Source organism: Campylobacter geochelonis (assembly GCF_013201685.1).
GTDB lineage: Bacteria > Campylobacterota > Campylobacteria > Campylobacterales > Campylobacteraceae > Campylobacter_B > Campylobacter_B geochelonis.
The window spans coordinates 68,805-89,236 of sequence record NZ_CP053844.1 but is presented as its reverse complement, the minus strand read 5'-3'; the positions used below and the strand labels follow the sequence as shown (position 1 = coordinate 89,236).

17 protein-coding genes and 1 pseudogene are annotated in these 20,432 nt (G+C 34.1%); 10 read left to right on the top strand and 8 right to left on the bottom strand.

Features of this window, described 5'->3' with window-relative positions:
• Window positions 1–150 precede the first annotated feature (150 nt).
• The gene (locus CGEO_RS00420; RefSeq protein WP_075539938.1) at window positions 151–1,992 is read right to left on the bottom strand and encodes an aryl-sulfate sulfotransferase; all 1,842 of its coding nucleotides are present in this window, start codon (window positions 1,990–1,992) and stop codon (window positions 151–153) included.
• Window positions 1,993–2,144: 152 nt separating this feature from the next.
• On the opposite strand from CGEO_RS00420, the gene CGEO_RS00415 reads away from it, so the two are divergent.
• Complete coding sequence (locus tag CGEO_RS00415) at window positions 2,145–2,798, top strand: Crp/Fnr family transcriptional regulator (protein ID WP_075531272.1); 654 nt, start codon at window positions 2,145–2,147, stop codon at window positions 2,796–2,798.
• Window positions 2,799–3,367: 569 nt separating this feature from the next.
• Here CGEO_RS00415 and cydB read toward each other — a convergent pair.
• The 7 genes and pseudogenes from cydB to CGEO_RS00380 form a co-directional block, all read right to left on the bottom strand.
• Entirely contained in the window at window positions 3,368–4,480 is a 1,113-nt protein-coding gene (cydB, locus tag CGEO_RS00410; protein ID WP_075494276.1) for a cytochrome d ubiquinol oxidase subunit II, read from the bottom strand.
• A gap of 1 nt (window position 4,481) precedes the next feature.
• Window positions 4,482–5,999, bottom strand: a complete 1,518-nt coding sequence (locus tag CGEO_RS00405; protein WP_075494277.1) for a cytochrome ubiquinol oxidase subunit I — start codon at window positions 5,997–5,999, stop codon at window positions 4,482–4,484.
• 1 nt (window position 6,000) lies between these two features.
• Window positions 6,001–6,210 carry a DUF4492 domain-containing protein gene (locus tag CGEO_RS00400; protein ID WP_075531270.1) on the bottom strand — a complete coding sequence of 70 codons (210 nt, stop codon included), beginning with the start codon at window positions 6,208–6,210 and terminating at the stop codon, window positions 6,001–6,003.
• Between the two features lie 101 nt (window positions 6,211–6,311).
• Window positions 6,312–7,214: pseudogene (locus tag CGEO_RS00395) on the bottom strand (DNA adenine methylase); the annotation flags it as partial.
• 45 nt (window positions 7,215–7,259) lie between these two features.
• On the bottom strand, window positions 7,260–7,586 hold the full coding sequence (locus CGEO_RS00390; RefSeq protein ID WP_075494279.1) for a hypothetical protein: 327 nt from the start codon (window positions 7,584–7,586) through the stop codon (window positions 7,260–7,262).
• A gap of 9 nt (window positions 7,587–7,595) precedes the next feature.
• On the bottom strand, window positions 7,596–8,330 hold the full coding sequence (locus tag CGEO_RS00385) for a type II restriction enzyme NmeDI-related protein (protein ID WP_075539940.1): 735 nt from the start codon (window positions 8,328–8,330) through the stop codon (window positions 7,596–7,598).
• Between the two features lie 21 nt (window positions 8,331–8,351).
• Complete coding sequence (locus tag CGEO_RS00380; RefSeq protein ID WP_075539941.1) at window positions 8,352–8,717, bottom strand: DNA methyltransferase; 366 nt, start codon at window positions 8,715–8,717, stop codon at window positions 8,352–8,354.
• Window positions 8,718–8,969: 252 nt separating this feature from the next.
• Between CGEO_RS00380 and pyrG the strand changes: the two genes are divergently transcribed.
• The 9 genes from pyrG to CGEO_RS00335 all read left to right on the top strand — a co-directional run bounded on the left by pyrG (window position 8,970) and on the right by CGEO_RS00335 (window position 20,324).
• The gene (gene pyrG / locus CGEO_RS00375; protein ID WP_075494282.1) at window positions 8,970–10,607 is read left to right on the top strand and encodes a CTP synthase; all 1,638 of its coding nucleotides are present in this window, start codon (window positions 8,970–8,972) and stop codon (window positions 10,605–10,607) included.
• A complete protein-coding gene (gene recJ, locus CGEO_RS00370) occupies window positions 10,597–12,165 on the top strand; it encodes a single-stranded-DNA-specific exonuclease RecJ (RefSeq protein WP_075531266.1) in 1,569 nt (522 codons plus the stop codon). The genes pyrG and recJ overlap by 11 nt, the downstream gene beginning before the upstream one ends.
• Before the next feature lie 543 nt (window positions 12,166–12,708).
• Window positions 12,709–14,331: an HAL/PAL/TAL family ammonia-lyase gene (locus CGEO_RS00365; protein ID WP_075494284.1), complete on the top strand. Its 1,623-nt coding sequence runs from the start codon at window positions 12,709–12,711 to the stop codon at window positions 14,329–14,331.
• A gap of 10 nt (window positions 14,332–14,341) precedes the next feature.
• Window positions 14,342–15,502, top strand: coding sequence for an Opr family porin (locus CGEO_RS00360; protein WP_075539942.1), 1,161 nt, complete (start codon window positions 14,342–14,344; stop codon window positions 15,500–15,502).
• Window positions 15,503–15,511: 9 nt separating this feature from the next.
• A complete protein-coding gene (locus CGEO_RS00355; RefSeq protein ID WP_075539943.1) occupies window positions 15,512–17,065 on the top strand; it encodes a flavocytochrome c in 1,554 nt (517 codons plus the stop codon).
• Window positions 17,059–17,442, top strand: a complete 384-nt coding sequence (locus CGEO_RS00350) for a cytochrome c3 family protein (protein ID WP_075531264.1) — start codon at window positions 17,059–17,061, stop codon at window positions 17,440–17,442. Before CGEO_RS00355 ends, CGEO_RS00350 begins: the two co-directional genes overlap by 7 nt.
• A gap of 9 nt (window positions 17,443–17,451) precedes the next feature.
• Complete coding sequence (locus CGEO_RS00345; protein ID WP_075494288.1) at window positions 17,452–18,006, top strand: cytochrome c3 family protein; 555 nt, start codon at window positions 17,452–17,454, stop codon at window positions 18,004–18,006.
• Window positions 18,007–18,027: 21 nt separating this feature from the next.
• On the top strand, window positions 18,028–19,644 hold the full coding sequence (locus tag CGEO_RS00340) for a sensor histidine kinase (protein WP_075494289.1): 1,617 nt from the start codon (window positions 18,028–18,030) through the stop codon (window positions 19,642–19,644).
• Window positions 19,638–20,324, top strand: coding sequence for a response regulator transcription factor (locus tag CGEO_RS00335; RefSeq protein ID WP_075494290.1), 687 nt, complete (start codon window positions 19,638–19,640; stop codon window positions 20,322–20,324). The genes CGEO_RS00340 and CGEO_RS00335 overlap by 7 nt, the downstream gene beginning before the upstream one ends.
• Window positions 20,325–20,432 lie beyond the last annotated feature (108 nt).

Genomic DNA, 20,432 nt, shown 5'->3' with positions numbered 1-20,432 from the left:
ACTATAAAATTTGACACAAAATCAACATTAAAATTAAAATAAACTTAAATTTAATAAATTTATATAGCTAAATTTAGAATAACGAGCAAAACGAAAGCGTTTTTTAAATTTAAAAAGTTTTGTAAGCCATCAAAGGCTTACAAATTTAGCCTACTTAAACGCTTTTTGCACGCTAAAAGGCATAGCTTGATAACCAGCGGTATTCATTAGCTGAATTTCAACTGCTGGCTCTTTTTCTCCATATTTAAATTCAAGTAAAAATGGATTTGGTTGAGACTTCATACCGCCAGTTTGAAAGTCAAATTCCCCACCAGCCGTTGCAGAGTAGATAAATACAGAGTCTTTGTCTGCTTGATACTCTGTTAGAGAAGTTACTGGGCTATAAAAGCCATTTCCTCTTTGTTTTCCATATTCCCAAACCTGCTCTACGCTCATCTTTTTTTGATCTATTTTATAAATTACACCACGACTATATTTCATAGATGGAAGTGCGGGTTGCTCCATACCACGGCTATCGCCATTATCAAACGCGCTTACATATATGATATCTCCTTTTGATTTTTCATCGATTTTAAATGCTGTGTGTTGAGTCCAAGTCCAGTCAAATCCACCCCCTTCACTCTCATAACCAGGACATTTTGAACCACTTTCACCACAATCAATCTTGTTGCCTTTGCTATCAACTGGAGTTAGTAAATATGGTTTATACTTATCACTCCAACCCTCTGGCGAACCTAAAATCCATTTAACCTTTTTATCTCTGCCGATTTTGATTATAGCGCTTTGATGGCGTGAAGATATGATAATGCTATCATCCTCTGCATCGTGATCAACGCTGTTTGCATGAAGCCAGTTCCTACCAGCGCCAGAGCCAACTATATCGCCAAATTTATCACTTTTATCTAGTGCCTCAAGATCTTTGGCACTTAGTGTTTTTCCAGCTTGTGAAGCATCGATATTTAGACAAACCGCGCCTTGATCTAAGACTTTAAAATTTACATCTCTATAAGGATCAAGTATATCAAACATCCTCCACTCATCTTGAACAACGCCATCTTTATCAACTTCTATAACGACATCTCTAACTGTTCGAACGTTTTTGCCATCAAGCTTTTTTAAATTTGAGCTTGCAACTCTTAAAAAGTAGTTGCCATTTGGTGAGTCATCCATAGAGTGAGAAAAGTCGTTGTAGTTAAATGGAAGCTCACGGTTAAAAATAACCCTACCTAAAATATCATATTTTACATATCTTTGACCAAATCCCCAACTCAAAGCGCCATCATCGTTTTGTTTAAAGCCCATCATATTTCCAGATTTTACTACGCTTCTTAAATCATGGATTGGCGGGGTAAACAAAAACCATCTTATCTCACCAGTAGTATCAATTATAAAATTATGCGAGTTAAAATCCCATTCTAGCGCTCCACCAGTCGGATTGTTCCAAACTACTTTTGCGCCTTTTCCTGTTTTTTCCATCAAGTTATTTACAAGATAAAGTCTATCTTTAAATTTAGGATCAACCTTTACTATATTTGCTTTTTCGAAAAATCCAGCCGTTTGAAGCTGTGTGCCAGTTGGCTCTGCATAGACATTTGGCGCGTAAATTTTATAAGTTTCTTTAAAATGCTCTTTTTTATCAGCTAAAAACCTGTCATACTCAACTTCAACGCTAGTTACATAGTTTGGATAAAGCCCAAAAACCGGAATTCCACCATGAGTTAAAAGATGTTTATCAGATACTTTGTATTTTATCTCTTGACCGCCCTCTTTTGGCACTATTCTAACCGAAGCATTTTTTAAAACGTAGCCGCCATTTCTAATTATCGCTGTTAATGGCGCTATTTCGTAAGGATTCATGATAACTTCGCCGATTTGACCTTGTAACATATAATCAATCTTAGCGCCACTTGGACCACCTATCGCCATAACCGTACTAGGCGCAACTGCTATAAGAGCAATCGCCGCCACAACTGAAGATAAAACTTTTTTCACAACATTCTCCTTTTTTGATATATTTAAATAAAATAAAACTTATGTAGCAATTTTAATATTTATTTTTTATAATTAATTACAAAAATATAACTAAATTTTGGAAAAAATATGATATAATATTTAGCTTCTTTTTTTAACATAAAGGATAAAAGTTGCAAAGTATAGATACGATAAGCAAATTTTTTAGTCTAAAAGATGAAGATAAAGAGGCGCTAAAATCAATTTGCATAAGCAAATCCTACCCACCAAACAGCATTATTTTTTATCAAGGCGAGAGCCCTAAAAATCTTATATTTTTATTAGATGGATACGTTGGATGCTATCATAGTGATGATAATTATAAGGATATTTTCTTTCATATTTTTGATTTTCCTGGACTTATCGCAGAGCCTTTTACTATCGAGCAAATCCCATATAACGTTAATATCATCACATTTACAAAGGCAAAAGTAGTTTTTATAAACTATGATAAATTTAAAAAACTTTTTTTAAGCAAAAGTGAGGTTTCGCAAGCTTTGCTTAAGTCGTTGTGTAAGAAAATTTGGAACTACTCTCGCTTTGCAAACAGAGAAAAGCACAATGATATTATGGGTAAAATTTGCTATTTTATCCTACACCACAAAGAGCTTTTAAACGCGATTTCGCAGCAAAACATAGCCTTTATACTAAATTTAACACCTCAAATTCTAAGCAAATACTTAAAAAAATTAAAAGATGAAAAAATTTTAGAATTCAAACAAAATCAATGGAAAATTTTAGATAAAAATAGACTAAAAAACTATGCAAACATTTTAGAGGGTTATTAAATTTACAAGCGTAGATTATCAAATTTAAAAGCAAATTAAGCTTTAAAAAATTCTGATGAATAAATTTAAAACTTGCAACATTTACAAAAACAGCGCAAATAAAAGCTAAATTTTAGAAAAATACTTAGCATTTAAATTTAAAATAAATTTAACAAAAACAAAAGCTCAAAATCTGGATTTGAGAAAATTTTAATCATAAAAGTACGATTTAGTCAAACTTCAATTTTAAAAAATACCTGCGTATTAAAAATACCAACGCTTTCTTGTTCTAAACTATAAATATAAATTTAGCCAAGCTATGCGAAATTCTTTTGCGTCCCATCATCTCACATCTAAAAAGTATAAATTTAGCACTTAAATTTATAAAACACATCAAGAAAGCCAGCCATCAACCAAAGCAAAAATCTTAAATTTCTTATTTATTTTAAGATTATCGTGCTGTATTTATGCTATTTTTTCTTTTCTTGATTTTCTATATGCGTGATGTTAAGCTTAACAAATTTGTAACTTAAAAATAGCAAAAACACCCAAGTTGCTAGTAAAAACAGTGATTTTATCATCTTTTATCCTTAGTAAATATGTTCGTCATTTTCCACTTCATCAGCGCTTAGTTTTCTTTTATCCATTAATCGCCAAACATAAATGATATAAGCCAAAACAAACGGCACAAGAAGCGAAACAAAAGCCATAACTTTAAGCGTATAAAGGCTTGAACTTGCATTTTTTATAGTTAGTGAGCTTTGAAGATCATAAAATGATGGATAAAACGCAGTATCGTTTAGCCCAACAACCAAAAACACGCTCATCACGACTAAAACAACTCCCACGCCATAAGGAAAAATTCCTTTTATACTGGCTGTGAAAGCGCCTTTATAAATTCCAAAAAGCGCCAAAACAACGCCACATAAAAGCATAAGAAAAACAAGGGGCATTTGAAGTAAATTTAGCAAATACTTATGTTTTAGCATCTCAACAACGCCGCCATCTCCTACATGATAGCCATCTTTTAGCACTATCCAAAGCAAAAAAGCTACCAAAAACGGCACAAAAAACATCGCATTTTTCTTTAAACTTGCTCTAAATTTAGCCCTTAACTCGCTATCATCGATGTTATTTATAAGATATAAATTTCCACCAACTCTAGCTTGAAAAAACAAGGCTATGCCAAGTAGGTAATTTAGCGGATTTGCAAGCGCTTCAAGCCCACGAAATGGGCTTTTCCACTCGACAAAGTTATGCTCATTTAGCAAAAACTCACTTCCGCTAAAAAATGTTGAAACCGCGACACCGATTAAAACCACGCCAAGCGAGCCGTTGATAAACAAAAACACTTCATATGTTTTTTGTCCTAAAAAGTTATCTGGTTTTTTTCTATACTCATATGCAACAGCTTGAATTATAAAACAAAAAAGTATCGCAAGCCAAACCCAATACGCCCCGCCAAAACTTGTCGCATAAAAAAGCGGAAATGCCGCAAAGCACGCCCCGCCAAACATCACAAGCGTAGTAAAAGTTAGCTCCCATTTTTTGCCAACAGAGTTAATTATCATATCTTTTTCAAGCTCGTTTTTTGTAACGCACTCTAGCAAAGTCTGCCCGCCTTGAACAAACATCATAAAAACAAGCAACCCACCAAGTAAACTTACAACAATCCACCAATAAATTTGTAGCATTTCATACATTTTAAAATCCTATCTTTATCTGTTTTAGCATGATTTTTACCTCAGCGATAAACAGCACTGTAAATAAAACCGCAAAAAGCGTAAACGATATAGCGACATTTACACTGGCTAAATTTGTAGCCGCTATGCCAACTGGCATTAAGCCTTGTATCGCCCAAGGTTGGCGCCCTACTTCAGCCACTATCCAACCAGCCTCGCACGCAACATAACCAAGCGGCAAACTAAAAACGCAAAGCCAAAGGATTTTTTTAAAGCGTTCTATATCGTTTGCCATACTTAAAAACAGTGTTACGAAAAATAAGACTATAAAGTATGAGCCAAGTGCAACCATGATGTGAAAACTATAAAACGTAAGTGCGACTGGCGGCACGATACTTTCTGGCTTGTCTAAATATCCATAGCCGAAATTTGACATATTTTCTTGCAAAATTTGCTCTGCTTTTTGCATCGCAAGTTCATCTTTTGCCTCTTTTGCTTTTTTAAACTCGCTTAGTGCGTTAATGGCGATTTTACCACTATCGATTCTGCTTTGAGCTGATGGGACGCTAAATTTAGCATTTCCATAAACCAAGTCATCAATTCCTGGAGTGAAGTTGTTTAACCCTCTTGTTGCCATGATTCCAAGTGCGTAAGGAGCTTCAAATTTGATTAAAAAAGGCTCTTTATCATCGCCAATTTTTTTATCTGGGTTTAAAATTCCCATCGTAACTATCCCAGCATTTACTTCGCCTTTATAAAGTCCCTCCATTGCAGCTAGTTTCATAGGCTGTTTTTGTGCGACTTGATAAGCGCTCTCATCGCCTGAAAACAGAACAAAAAGTGAGCTTAAAACTCCAAAACTAGCAGCAACTATAAAACTTTTTTTCGCCATATCAAAATGCCTGTTTTTAAGCATAAAAAAGGCAGAAATTCCAAGCACGAAAAGTGCTGAAGTAACGTATCCGCCACCAACTGTGTGGATAAATTTGCTTATGCCAACAGGAGAAAGTGCCACTTCAAAGAAATCACTCATCTCATTTCGCACTGTATTTGGGTTAAAAGTTGTGCCAACGGGGTATTGCATCCAGCCATTTGCTATCAAAATCCAAAGTGCGCTTAAATTTGAACCTATCGCAACAAGCCAAGTTGAAAGCAGGTGAAAACGCTTGCTAACTCTATCCCAGCCAAAAAACATCACCGCAAAAAATGTAGCCTCTAAGAAAAAAGCTAAAATCCCCTCTATAGCCAAAGGAGCGCCGAAAATATCACCAACAAACCAGCTATAATTTGCCCAGTTTGTGCCAAACTCAAATTCCATTATAATCCCAGTTGCCACGCCGATAGCAAAATTTACTGCAAAAAGTCTAAGCCAAAATTTAGTTATCCTTTTCCACTGCTGGTTTCCAGTAGCCACATAAATGCTCTCCATAAAAGCTATCATAAACGAAAGTCCCAAAGTAAGAGGAACAAACAAAAAGTGATAAAGTGCAGTTAAGGCAAATTGTGCTCTAGAGTAATCCACACTAACAAAACTTTCCATATCAATCCTTTGTTAAATTTTTATAAACGAAGTCGCTGCGCTCTTTGTCTGAGTCAAATTTGGTGTTTAATGTTTGGTTGAAGATAAAGAGTTTTAGTAGTAAAAACATAATACAAAGTTTGATTAAAATCACCAACCAAAGGGTCTTGCCAAGCTTCATGTCTTTAAAACCGCATATATAAAAATTTAAAATTTTTTTAAATAAATTCATTTGTTGATTTTACTCATTAAAACTTAAGAATATGTAAAAATATTGAATTTATATATGCTTTTCTTAGTTAAATTTAATCATCTATATAATATTATAAATATTTAATATAAAAAATTATTTTGTTTTTCAAGTATATGCAAAAATTCCACCGTTTTATCTGCTTTATGGTTTCTATTTTTATCTTTATCAGCTTTAAATCGTTGATATTCTTTATAAACTACTCCGTATTTTCCATATTTTGACATTATTTCTTTTATCTGGTTTAACGATAACAAACCCTCGTTATTATAACTTAAAAAAATATACTTAAAATTTGCATTTTTTATCAATTCATCAAATTCGTTTAATATCGAATTTTTACTACAGTATTTTGACCTATTATAGTCCCTAAGCCCAGTTTTGCCTTTTGGAATAAACTTATCATACAAAGCAATAGTGTTTAGTAAGTGATAATTAGCCCCATATTGTCTTGCGTTATATGGCGGATCTAAATATAAAATATCGCCACTAATTTGTTTTATTAGTTCATTGCTATCCCTGTTATAAGCTATATGTTGATTTTTGCTTTCAATAAAATTTGCTGGTTTTAACTCCAAATTTAGCCTTGCGGTAGGCTTTAAGTTCTTTAGAAATGCTCCATAAACTGACGCAGTATTTGCGACCTTATCTGCACTTTCAAGCAAACTACACAATAAAAAGAAATAAGTATCATCGTTAATAGAATTATTGTTTTTTAGACTCTGTATTTGTTGTCGAATCACATCTATTTTTTTGCCGTTTTCATCTGAAAAATACCGCCTGTTGCTTCCACTCCCAAAACAATAATTTTTATAAATAAAACCCTCTTTTGGCTCTATTTTATTTAATTCACTCATTAGAAAATCAATTTTTTCTATCGCAAATCTATTTTCGATGTAGTTTCTATTTAACACATAACTATAATACTCTATATCGTTTGCAATAACTTGTTTTACTTTATCTTTAAAATTTCTACCCACGATTCCTTTATAAGCTTTGTAAGTTTTAGGTTTAATTTAAAATTTGCATATTTAAAATCGGTTTTTTGGTTGAGTTTTTATTCTTATTATTATTTCATAAATTTCATCTACACTAAATCTATCTAATTCTTCTGTAAAATTTTGATATTCACAAGGCTTAAAGCCTTTACCATACTTATATTCTACAAACAAAATATCATCTTTAAGAAATAGCTTTTCATAAATTTGTGTAGCAATGGTTTTATCACAAATTATTCTACAATCAGGCGTTTCTTCAAGGAAAATAGTTTTCTTTTTACTATTTTTAACAAAATTAAAAATTTTATCGCTAATGTTATTGCGAGATTTGGCAAAAAATTCCAATAATTCATCTTTCATATTTGCGACCTAATATTTAATAAAATCTCTTTTTATGGCTTTATAATAATCGCTTTCAACTTGCTCATATGTTAGAAATTTTACACGCTTTTTTATCGGTAAAAATGCCACTTTGTCTATTTCTTTTTTAAATTTACTTAAACGACTTTTATTTGCAACACAATAAAAGCGAGTTTGGAAATCTTGTAATTCCATAAATTTAACAAAAGCGCCACGAAAATCTGTAGAATGCTCAACCTCAAAAATCACTTGTGGAAAACGCCTTTCATTAAACCATACAACGTCCAAAAAACTAACGCTATCACTAATAATATTTTCAAAAGTAAAAGGTGGAATTTTATTCAAAGTTGCCAAACTTCCCAAAGTTTTATTTTCAAATATCCAACTTTTATCGTTTGTATAAGTATCAAAAATATCTTTTTGATGATTTCCTATTTCAAGCAACATTCCTTGAATATTAGCGTGTCTGTTTTCTTGTTTATCTTGCTTCGTTATCGGAGCTTTTGCTTGCGGGAGTTTATCTAAAAACTCGGTTAAGGCATAAATACCTAAGCCAATTTTAGTAAATTTAGTATCTCTTTGAACTCTTTCTTGTATCGTATAATCAGGCGTTTTGCCTTTAATTCCGCTTCTATTTTTGTAATTCCAAATTTCACGATAAATTAGTTTAAGTGGTGCAAAATATCCATTATTTAACATAACTTTTTCTATTGCTTCTGAATATGTTAAATCTTTTATTGTCATACTTTTCCCTTAAATCTTTTATTAAAAATTACTAAATTTATCTTTATTTCTTACATCGCACTCAAAAATGTCAAATTTATTCTTATCACTATCATTCATTTGTAAATTTACATAATCTATCATTTTTGGATTTATATCAAATCCTATAAATTTTCTATCAAGCTTTTCACATTCGTATAACGTCGTTCCGCTTCCTAGAAAAGTATCTAAAACTATTTCATCTTTTTTTGTGTATCGTGATATTAATTGATATGGAATTTGTGGTATAAAGTTACCATGATAGACATTTGCATGTTTTCCTGATTTATCACGTTCATTTATGAGCCACAAGCTATTTACATCAATATCTAACTCTTTCCAATCGTATAAATTTAAATCATTAACCATGCTAAACTAATCCATTTTTATTTTTAAAAACATTATTATACTTTTAAAAAACCAAAAATAAGGTAAATTCATAATTTAAGCACAATAGCACTAATCTTAAATCAGATTTCATTACCAAATTAGCCATAAATTTATAAATATTGATTATATCTATTAAAGATTTATAGAAAATTATCAAATTTACACTCTCATAATTATATTATAACTTTTAAAAAGCTATAATACGCCATTAATAAAATTTAAGGAAAAACCATGGCTAAAAAACGAGAAACGAAGTATATCTTTGTTACAGGTGGCGTGCTTAGTTCCCTTGGCAAGGGCATTGCAGCGGCTAGTATAGCAACACTTTTAAAAAATGCAGGACTAAAAGTAAGCATTTTAAAGGCAGATCCATATATCAACGTAGATCCAGGCACGATGAGTCCGCTAGAGCATGGAGAGGTTTTTGTAACTGATGATGGAGCTGAGACTGATCTTGATTTAGGGCATTATGAGCGCTTTTTAGATGAGAGTTTAAGCCAAAACAACAACTTCACAACAGGCAGAGTTTATAGCTCAGTAATCGAGAAAGAAAGAAGAGGGGATTATCTAGGAAAGACTATCCAAGTTATCCCACATATAGTAAATGAGATAGTTGAACGCATTAAAAAAGCGGGCGAGGGCAATGACGTTTTAATCGTTGAAATCGGCGGAACGGTCGGAGATATCGAAGGCTTGCCATTTTTAGAAGCAATCAGAGCGATGAGGGTTGAACTAGATAAACATCATACTATGAACGTTCATCTAACTCTTGTGCCATATATCAAAGCAGCGGGCGAGTTAAAAACTAAACCAACCCAACACAGCGTTGGCGAGCTTCGCCGTATCGGCATAACTCCAGATATGATAATTTGTCGTTCTGAAATGCCACTAAACAGGGAGCTAAAAGATAAAATCGCAGCAAGTTGTGGCGTGGAGAAAAACTGCGTGATAGAAAGCTATGATAGCGCAAGTATCTATCAAATTCCACTTTTGTTTTTAAAACAAGATATCTTAACTCCGATTAGCGAAGTGCTAAATTTAGGTGAGTTAAAAGTAGATATGTCAAACTGGGATAGACTTGTAAAAAGGGTTATCGCCCCTACAAAAGAGGTTAAAATCGCCTTTGTTGGCAAATATGTTGATTTAAAAGAGAGCTATAAAAGCCTAACTGAAGGGCTAATTCACGCAGGGGCAAATTTAGACACAAAAGTCGATATAAAATGGTGCGATAGCGAGCGAATAGATAGCGAAAATGTCGAAGATACGCTAAAAGATGTTGATGGAATTTTAGTCGCTGGCGGTTTTGGAAGTAGGGGAGTTGATGGAAAAATGCAAGCGATTAAATTTGCAAGAGAACGCAAAATCCCATATCTTGGAATTTGCCTTGGAATGCAGCTTTGCGTTATAGAGTTTGCAAGAAATGTGCTTGGCTTAAAAGATGCAAACTCAATCGAATTTAACGAAAACTGCAAAGATCCAGTCATTTATCTAATCGATACATTCATCGATACAAATGGTAAAAAACAGATTAGAACCTACCAAAGCCCACTAGGTGGGACTATGAGACTTGGAGCGTATGATTGTAATGTAAAAGAAAATTCGCTTTTAAGCACAGTTTACAATGGTGCTAAAAAAATCAAAGAAAGACACAGACACAGGTACGAAGCAAACCCTAAATACAGAGAAGAGCTTGAAAAACAAGGGCTTTTGGTAAGTGGCGAAAGTAATGGCTTAATCGAAGTTGTTGAGTTAAAAGATCATCCGTTTTTTCTAGGTGTGCAGTTTCATCCAGAATTTACATCGCGTTTGACAAGTCCAAATCCAGCTATTTTGGGCTTTATCGACGCTTCGTTAAAACATGCTAGGTAAAAAAGAGGTTAGGGAGTTATTAGAAAAAAGGTTTAGTAAAGACATTCATACTAAAATTTCTGAAATTCCCTTGCCTTGCCATCTAAAAGATACCTACAAAGCAGCAATGCGTATAAAAACTGCGATAAATGAGAACGAGCGCATCGCTGTTGTTGGGGATTATGATGTAGATGGGGTTGTTAGTAGCGTTATAATGGCGGATTTTTTAGAACTCATGGGGGCGGATTTTTTTGTGAAAATTCCAAACCGCTTTACCGATGGGTATGGCTTAAACGCTAGCATTTTAGATGAATTTGATGGCGTTGATTTAATCGTTACGGTAGATAATGGCATAAGCGCTGTTGATGCGGCAAAAATTTGCAAAGAAAAAAAGATAGATTTAATTATAACAGATCACCATATGCCACCACCAGTGCTTCCTGATGCCTATGCGATAATAAATCCAAAGCAAAAAGAGTGTCCATTTCCAAATATCGAAATTTGCGGCGCTGAAGTCGCGTGGTATCTAGTTGGCGCGCTAAAAGATGTTTGCAAAATCGAGTATGATATGTCCCTTGCGCTAGATCTGCTTGTTATAGCGATAATCGCCGATATGATGGAGCTAAGAGATATGAACCGAGTCTTGGTTCGTATGGGTATAAAAAAGCTAAATTTATCCAAACGACCATGTTTTAGAGCTATAAAAGAATTTAACGCGAAAGATAAATTTGAGTTTGATGATATCAGCTTTCTTATAGCTCCACTTATCAACTGCACCGGCAGAATGGACGATGCGAGCCTATCGTATAAATTTCTTCGCTCAAAAAATATCAAAGAGGCAAACTACTACCTAGAAACCATCGTTAAGCTTAACACTTCAAGAAAAGAAGAAGAGAAAAATTTATATGAAAACTCTTTGCTCGAGATTAGTGGCGATGATGAGATAATCGTTACTTGGGGCGATGATTGGCATGAAGGCGTTATCGGCATAGTCGCTTCAAGACTTTGCAAGCAGTATAGAAAACCAGCTATTGTATTTAGCGTGGATAAAGATAGAGCAAAAGGAAGCGCAAGAAGCGTTGGGAAATTTGACATACTACGCCTAATCGCCTCTCAAAAAGATATGCTACTAAGCTTTGGCGGGCATAAAGGCGCAGCCGGACTTACAATCGAGCCTAGTAACTTAGAAGCGTTTAAAAAAGCGATAAATGCAAGCTGTTTTTTGCAGGATTTAAATACTCCAGCATACGCAGATGAGCTTCTTGGCGAGCTTGATGTTGGTGAGCTTGACCTGGAAATGCTTGAAATTTTAGAATTTTTTGAGCCGTACGGACAAAAAAACCCAAAGCCAGTTTTTTGTATCCAAAATGCGCTAGTTAGGAATGTCCGCTATATAGGAAAAGATCAAATTCATATAAAAATTTCATTTGAAAAAGATGGCGCGATGGTTGAAGGGCTGTTTTTTAACTATGATTATATGCCGTGCATTGGCGATAGCGTAAATTTGATAGTTTCTGTGATAAAAAACAACTTTCGAGGTGTCGTTACGCCAGAACTTCTTATAAAAGAGATAAGTTAAAAGGGCGGCAAATTTAACCATTTGGCTAAATTTGCTTGCTTTTTTGTAATAAATTTATACTGTTTTGTGTCTAAATTTAGCCTAAATTCAATATCTTTTAACGCTTAATTCATAAAATAAATTCAACAAATTTACCTTAAAACCAGTATAAATTTATCGCTATTTTTACATTGAATTTGAATAAATTTAGCTCAAATTTATGGTTTTTTGCATAAATACATCTATATTTTGCAACTAAATTTAGTTTATAAAACAAACTAAATCACATAATTTTATCGCCATGGCTATTTAAGCTAGCAATTTATTTAAATTTATTAGGCAGACACTTCAAAATAAGCACTTCATCACATCCACAAAAACACACAGCCAAATCGTGCGTATCTCGCTACAAAAGTAAAATTCACAAATCCTTATAAACTATAAAAACCAAATTTAGCTATAAATAATGCCAAATCACTAATAACTTTAAAAACTTATAAAAAATTACTTTTTAGAAATTATTTTTATTTAAAATTGCGTCCATATTCTATCAAGGAGGATAAAATGAAAATTATCAAATCACTATCTTTAGCGGCTTTACTCGCACTTAGCCTAAATGCTTCAAGCATTACGCTTAATGGCGAGAGCATAACACCAAAAGATATAGTTCTTGTATCAAATGGCGCTAAGGTTGAGATAAGCAAAAGTGCTTTAAACAAAGTTGATAAAGCACATAATGTCTTGCTTCAAGCAGCAAAAGATGGACAAAAAATCTATGGTTTAACAGTTGGCGTTGGACTAAATAAAGATAAAAGTTTTGTCGATGCAAAAGGGAATTTAGACGCCCAAGTTATAAAAGCATCAACTGATTTTAACATCGGTTTGATTCACGCTCACTGTGGTGGTGTTGGCGAAGATATGCCACTTAAAACTGCTCGAGCGGTACTTGCAACAAGGCTAAATAACCTACTTTATGGAGGAGCTGGCGTTCAAAGCGAAGTTGTAAATTTATATAAAGAGTTTTTAAACCAAGATATCATTCCAGCTATGCCAAGTGCTGGTTCGATGGGTGAGGCTGATATCACCATACTAGGGCATGTTGGACTTGCGATGTTAGGCGAGGGTTATGTATATTATAAAGGTGAAAAAATGCAAGCGAGCGAGGCTTTAAAAAAAGCTGGGCTTAAAAAGCTATCTCCTTTTGGCAAAGATAGCCTAAGTATACTAAGCTCAAACGCATACTCAGCAGCACTTGCTAGCCTTGCACTTGAAGACTTAAGACATGCTTTAGACGTCTCAAAACTAGTCTTTGCTATAAGCATAGAAGCATTTAATGGCAATGTAGCGCCTTTTACAAAAGAAGCGGCAAATCTTCGTGCATTTCCTGATTTTGTTGCTATAACAAAAGATTTAAGAGAGATTTTAAAAGATAGCTATCTTTGGGATGAAAACGATCAAAGAGCCTTGCAAGATCCACTTAGCTACCGAGATGCCTCATACTTCTTCGCAGCCTTAAAAGGCAATGTAGACTCGCTTGATAAATTGATGAAAATTCAGCTAAACACATCTGATGATAATCCTGGAATTTCGTTAAAAACATCTCCGCAAACAGATAAATTTCAAGAAACTAAGCTCTTTACAAAAAATGGTGCAGTCGTGCCAACATCAAATTTCGAACCACTTCTTTGGGTTGTTGAATTTGAAAAAGCATCTATAGTTTTGGCTCACAACTCAAAAGCTAGCGCGCTTCGCACTATCAAGCTTTCAAACGATAGTTTTACAAAGTTAACTAGATTTTTAGGCACAGATAAAACAGTTCATGCATTTGGCGCTATGCAAAAACCATTTGTTGCACTTGCTGGAGAAAACGAATACCTAGCAAACCCAGCTTCGCTTGATTATACTCCAGTTGCTGGCGAGATTGAAGATGTCGCAACAAACGCACCATATGTAGTACAAAAATTCCAAAAACAAATCGATAACTACTATCACATCCTTGGTATGGAGCTTATGCATGCAGCTCAAGCGATTGATTTACGTTTGCAAAAAGATCCAAATTTAAAGCTTTCAAAAACAACAAAAAAATTTTATGATGAGTATAGAAAAGTCGTTAAATTTGTCGATGTTGATAGACCATACACTGATGATTTTAGAAACTCAGCTGTCTTTTTAAAAAATTATAAGTAAGGGATAAAAAATGAAAAGAAGTTTAGCCTTAATTACATTATTAGCAAGCTGTGCTTTTGCAGATAGCCAAAGCATAGAAGAGGCGTTTAAAAACGGTAAAGCAAGTGGCGATGTGACTGTATTTTACGAAAATCGTCACATAAATGGCGGTGAAAAAAGCGTGTATTATAACAACACATCGTGGGCTGTTGGTTCGGTTGGGTTAAATTACGAAACTGATTTTTATAAAAATTTTAAAGCAGTAGTGGGCTTTAGAGCTGCTGCTCCTTTTTATGAAGGCGATAGGAATTACAAAACACTTCACGGAACTGGTGATTCGACAGAGAGAATTTATGAAAATGATAGATATTTACTTTCAAATTTATATCTTGAGTATAACGCGTATGATACAAGTGTAAAAATCGGTCGTCAGCAGATGGTTACTGACTGGATTGGCAAAATCAACGATGGAGTTCGCATCACAAACAACTCTATATCAAATTTAGAGATTAATGCGCTTTGGACTCGCGCAAAAGGTCGTGCGTATTTTAAAGAGATGTGGGGATTTGAAAAGCTAAATGATGATAAAGGGCTATTTAGCCTTGGTGGTAAATACAAATTTGAAAATGGTTTGAGTGCAAAAATTTATGGTTTATACGCTCAAGATTTATTTTCAGCTGTTGGCGCAAAGCTAATGTATGATGGCTATATAAACGATGAGCTTTCATTTGGTGGTATGCTTCACTATGCACAAAGCAAAGAGAAAAAAAGCGATGATAAAGGCAAAGCATTTGAAGCGACTGCTTATACAAAGTATCAAGACACAAAGCTAACTTTAGCCTATGTAACTTCTGGCAAAGAGATTGGCTGGGGACATATGGGGCTTGGAGGCGATCAAATCGTTCCTTTTGAAGAGGGAGATGTTATGTATGAACGAGATGCTCATACATACTACGCCATGGTTTCAACTATGGTAGAAAAGCTTTCAATCACAGCACTTTATGGAACAACACAGTATAAAACCGTATCAACTGGCGATAAGACTTTTAGACAAAATGAATTTAGCGCATGGCTAAGCTATCCGCTAACAAGTAGCCTAAATGCGTTTGTTATATATGATCAAGTATTTAAAGCACAACCTGGATATCCGAGTCTAACGCAAGTTGGGGCTGGATTAAGCTATAGTTTTTAAGGATAAGTTATGAAAAGTAGAAGAGATTTTTTAGGCACTCTTGCCTTGCTTAGCTCAGCAGCAATCGCACCAACAAGTGCTTTTGCTATAGATGAGATTAAATGGGATGAAGAGTGGGATGTGCTAGTTGTGGGTTCTGGTTTTGCTGGCTCTTCTGCAACCTGTCAAGCATTAGATGAGGGAGCAAAAACCATAATGATAGATAAAATGCCCGTCCTTGGCGGAAACTCAGCCATCAATGGCGGGGCATTTGCTGTTGTAAATTCTAACTATCAAAAAGTGCGAGGCATAGTAGATTCTTATGATCTTTATGTAAAAGATATCTTAAAAGCCGGTCTTGGACTAAATAGAATGGATTTAGTAGAAGTCATCGCAAAAAACGGAAATGACGCGTATGAATGGACTCTTAAAAAAGGCGTTTACTACCGCGATGCTTTAGGTCAATTTGGCGGACATAGTGTTCCAAGAACGATTTGGCCAGAGATAAACTCAGGCGGCAAGATTACAATCCCACTTCAAGAATACGCGATGAAGCATGGCGCGACTATTAGAACTCGCGTTATTTTAGATGATTTTATCCGCGATGAAAATGGCAAGATTATCGGCGCTAAAGTAAGAGAAAACCACGACTTTGATTTTGATAAAAGCAAAGATGAAGCAGATAACAAAAGCGGAGATGTTAAATTTTATAAAATTAACGGTGGCATAGTTATGGCAACTGGTGGGTTTTCATATGATATTAAATTCAGACAAGAGATAAACAAAGATGTAACTCCAGATCTTGGATGTACAAACCACTATGGAGCTACAGCTCAAGCGCTTAAAGTTATGATGAAAAATGGCGCATCAACGGTTGATTTAAAATGGATTCAGCTAGGCCCATGGGGAAGTCCTGATGAAGAGGGGTTTGGCATAGCTCCTGTTTTTGCGATACCTGCATTTTCATATGGAGTTATGGTTGATGCTAGAACTGGCAAGCGTTTTGTAAATGAGCTAGCCGATAGGCGAATTCGCTCTGAAGCTATTTTTAAAATTCATAAAAACCCAGATGGTAGTTTAACCCATCCGATTGTCATTTGCGATAGTGTAGGTGCGCAAGGCACAACAAAAGCAAATGTCCAAAGAGGAATTGATAAAGGCGTTATAAGAGTTTTTGATACTTTAGAAAAACTTGCAAAATTTTATAGCATTCCTTATGATGGACTAAAACAAACCGTAGACAACTACACAAAATACGCTCACGCTGGTAAAGATGAAGAGTTTGACAAGCCGTTTTTTAAATTTAAAGATATGGTGCCAGATCTTAGTAAACCGCCATTTTATGCGTGGCGTGCGATACCAAAGGTTCATCACACAATGGGTGGCGTTAAAATCGATACAAATGCTCGCGTATATGATACAAACGATAAACCAATCGAGGGGCTTTTTGCAGCTGGAGAGGCAGTTGGTGGGCCACATGGCGCTAGTAGACTAGGAAGCTGTGCGATACCTGATTGTCTTGTATTTGGAAGAATCGCAGGTAAAAATGCAGCTACTCTAGCAAAAAAGGAGAAAAAATGTTAAAAATTTATACTATTTTTGCATCACTTTTACTTGTGCTGGCTCTAAATTTAAATGCAAATAATACAAACAAATACGACAAAGCAAACTACCCTTTTAAAGCGCATGAGAGCTTGCAATTTGATTGTAAAAATTGCCATAAAGAAAGCAATCCGCAAGATTATAAAAGATTAAATACAAATGAGTGTTTAAGTTGTCATAAAAGCTATGAAAAACTAGCAGAGCAAACAGGGCATTTAGGTTATGATGATAACGTGCATGCTAGTCCGCACTATCCAAATATGGACTGCAACACTTGTCATAGTACGCACAAACAGTCTAAAAACTACTGTGTAATGTGCCATTCGCAAAATGGCATGAAAAAACTTTTAGTACCTTAAGGAGATATGATGAAAAAGATAACTATACAAATTTGCCTTCTTTTGGTATTTGCTTTTGTGGTATTTTTTGGCGGAAGTGCTTTAGTACACCATACTCAAGAGGATAAATTTTGTTCAGTTTGCCATGAGTGGATGGATCCTATGGTGAGTGCTTATCATAACGATGTTCACGGTGGCGCTAGTAAACATGGCTTTAAAGCAAAATGTGTTGATTGCCACTTACCACACGATGGATATGTAGGCTATATATTTAAAAAAGCGGCAAATGGCGCAAGCGAAGTTACTTATATGCTATTTAATGACGCTAAAGATAAAGCGTGGCAAGAAAATAGAAAAAATAGGGATAAATTTACCTATGATAGCGGCTGTTTAAGCTGTCATAAAACTATTTTAGATATAAACTCATCTAACCAAAATATAGATGACATGCACGCTTTGTATGCTAAATTTAAAGATGACTCAACTCAAAAAATGAACTGCGTCACATGCCATAAAAATGTAGGGCATAAAAATTTAGGTAAAATACTCTATGAGATAAAACATCCACCAGTTGGGGATTGGTAGTATAAAAACAAAAGGAAAAAAATGGTAGAAAATTTTTATAACAATCGACTTTTTATTGTTTTTTCTATCATTTTCCTATCTCTTATGGCTGGTAATTACGCCTTAAATCGCTCGTTTGTTAAAGAAATTTTAATAAACGAGCAGCTAAATATCCTTAAAAGCTCTAGCTATAGAATAGAAAAGTGGATAGAGAACAAAAGGCTAAGTTTGCAATCAATCAATAGCCTAATAACACATCTTGATTCAAAAAAAGATAAAGAAGCTATAAGAGATATTTTACTCCAAAGTCAAGCAATAGCGAATTTCTCAAGCGTTTATAGCGGTTATGAAACAGGCAAAAGTATATCTAGCAGGAATTTTAACGAACCAAAAAATTATGATCCACGCTTGCGTCCTTGGTATAAAAACACCATAGCCCAAACAAGCACATATATCACAAAACCATACGCAGATGTTGGGTTGCAAACATCTGTTATATCGATATGCCAAAGCATAGTAGAAAACCACTTGCCAAAAGGCGTTTTGTGCGGTATTTTGTCATTTAATGATATAAAAAATGAAATTTTAGACTTAAGACTTGAAAATAACGGCTTTTTGTTTTTAATCGACAATGAGTTAAACATCTTGCTTCATCCAAACAGCGCACTAGAGTTATCAAAGGCTAAATTTGATATAAAAAATATCGACTTAAACAAAACGCTAAATTACGAAACAAATGATGAAATCATAACCATAAAACCACTTCAAAACTCGCAACTTATCTTAGTTGCCAAAACTTTAAAAAAGAACATATATCACAAGATAAATATACAATTTTTAAGAAATTTTACCATCTATCTTATAAGCGCGATTTTGTTTATCTTCCTTGGATATTTTTACAACCAAAGAGTAAAAAGAGAAAAAGAGATGTTTGAAAAGGCAAAACAAGAGTACGAAATTTTGCTATTTTCACAGACTAAAATGGCTGAATTGGGGCAGATGGTTGGGGCGATTTCTCATCAGTGGATACAGCCGTTAAACGCTCTTGGGATACTTTTGGGAAATTTAGTTCAGTTTAAAAAACTAGGTAGACTTAATGATGAGATTTTTTACGATAACATCGATAGATCTCTTAAAAATATAGACTATATGACAAATACAATGAGTATATTTAAAAATTTTTATAAAGTAGAAGAAAAACCACAAATTTTTGATATAAAAGAGGCTATCGATGATACGATTTTTATACTATTTTCGCAGCACTCAAAGATAAAGATAAGGATATCGTGCAAAAAAGATATAGATTTAACTTGCAAAAATTACATAAATGAATTTAAACAAATCATCACTTGCCTTATACAAAACTCAAAGCAAGCATTAAATAACGCCAAAGATATAAAAGAGCCAAAAATAGTGATATCTATAAGCAAAGAAGATGAATTTTTTAATGTTAGAGTTATCGATAACGCCAAAGGCATAGAAGATGGCTTTAAAGATAAAATTTTCAAACCATTTCTTAGCACCAAAAACAGCAGCGGGCTTGGGCTTTATATCTCAAAACTGATAGCTTCAAAAAAATGTGGAGGGAATTTAGTGCTGTTAAAAAACAAAAAACCTACAATTTTTTTACTAAAAATAGCAAAGCAGATAAAATGCTAGACATAAACATACTTTCAAAACTTAAAAATATCTCTGTTTTGCTCGTCGAAGATGATGAGAATACTCGTTTGGCCATAACTCAGTCTTTGGAGTTTTACTGCAAAAAACTAGTTAGCGCAAAAGATGGATTAGAAGGCTTTGAAAAGTATTTTAAAGATGAGTTTGATATCGTTGTAACTGATATAAATTTACCAAATTTAACTGGTCTTGAGATGATAGATGAGATTAAAAAACGAGCGCCTCACTTGTGCTGTATAATCATAACTTCATATGATACAAGCGAAAATATGCTAGCTTCAATCGAACTTGGCGCGTATAATTATCTTAGAAAACCATTTAAAATCGAGGAGCTTCAAACAACAATTATAATGGCTACAAAAAATTTATGCGAAAACAAAATCAAATTTAAAAACATTTATGAGTATGACTTAAGCCAAAAAGTCCTCTTTAAAAATGGCGAAGAGATATTTATGCCAAAAACCGAAGCAAAACTCTTCTTTTTACTAGTTAGCAACATAAACAAAGTCGTAAGTTATGAAGTGATAGAAAATTTTGTCTGGAGCGATAAGAGCATGAGCAACGAAGCGCTTAGAATGACTATAAAAAAGATAAGGTTAAAAACAGATCAAAATTTGATAGAAAATATATCTGGCATAGGGTATAGAATTTGCTTAGATTGAAGTGATATTTGATAGACTTGCGCAGTTAAAATGAGGCGAAAGCATATAAGTTGGTTTGATTTAGTAGCGCTTGTGGTTTTGGTAAATGATAAAATTAGCTAAATTAAA

Bases quoted from the DNA above. Each gene is read 5' to 3' on its own strand.
- cydB (WP_075494276.1), bottom strand. From the start codon at position 4,480: ATGTATGAAATGCTACAAATTTATTGGTGGATTGTTGTAAGTTTACTT.
- CGEO_RS00405 (WP_075494277.1), bottom strand. From the start codon at position 5,999: ATGGAAAGTTTTGTTAGTGTGGATTACTCTAGAGCACAATTTGCCTTA.
- CGEO_RS00400 (WP_075531270.1), bottom strand. From the start codon at position 6,210: ATGAATTTATTTAAAAAAATTTTAAATTTTTATATATGCGGTTTTAAA.
- CGEO_RS00390 (WP_075494279.1), bottom strand. From the start codon at position 7,586: ATGAAAGATGAATTATTGGAATTTTTTGCCAAATCTCGCAATAACATT.
- CGEO_RS00385 (WP_075539940.1), bottom strand. From the start codon at position 8,330: ATGACAATAAAAGATTTAACATATTCAGAAGCAATAGAAAAAGTTATG.
- CGEO_RS00380 (WP_075539941.1), bottom strand. From the start codon at position 8,717: ATGGTTAATGATTTAAATTTATACGATTGGAAAGAGTTAGATATTGAT.
- pyrG (WP_075494282.1), top strand. From the start codon at position 8,970: ATGGCTAAAAAACGAGAAACGAAGTATATCTTTGTTACAGGTGGCGTG.
- recJ (WP_075531266.1), top strand. From the start codon at position 10,597: ATGCTAGGTAAAAAAGAGGTTAGGGAGTTATTAGAAAAAAGGTTTAGT.
- CGEO_RS00365 (WP_075494284.1), top strand. From the start codon at position 12,709: ATGAAAATTATCAAATCACTATCTTTAGCGGCTTTACTCGCACTTAGC.
- CGEO_RS00360 (WP_075539942.1), top strand. From the start codon at position 14,342: ATGAAAAGAAGTTTAGCCTTAATTACATTATTAGCAAGCTGTGCTTTT.
- CGEO_RS00355 (WP_075539943.1), top strand. From the start codon at position 15,512: ATGAAAAGTAGAAGAGATTTTTTAGGCACTCTTGCCTTGCTTAGCTCA.
- CGEO_RS00350 (WP_075531264.1), top strand. From the start codon at position 17,059: ATGTTAAAAATTTATACTATTTTTGCATCACTTTTACTTGTGCTGGCT.
- CGEO_RS00345 (WP_075494288.1), top strand. From the start codon at position 17,452: ATGAAAAAGATAACTATACAAATTTGCCTTCTTTTGGTATTTGCTTTT.
- CGEO_RS00340 (WP_075494289.1), top strand. From the start codon at position 18,028: ATGGTAGAAAATTTTTATAACAATCGACTTTTTATTGTTTTTTCTATC.
- CGEO_RS00335 (WP_075494290.1), top strand. From the start codon at position 19,638: ATGCTAGACATAAACATACTTTCAAAACTTAAAAATATCTCTGTTTTG.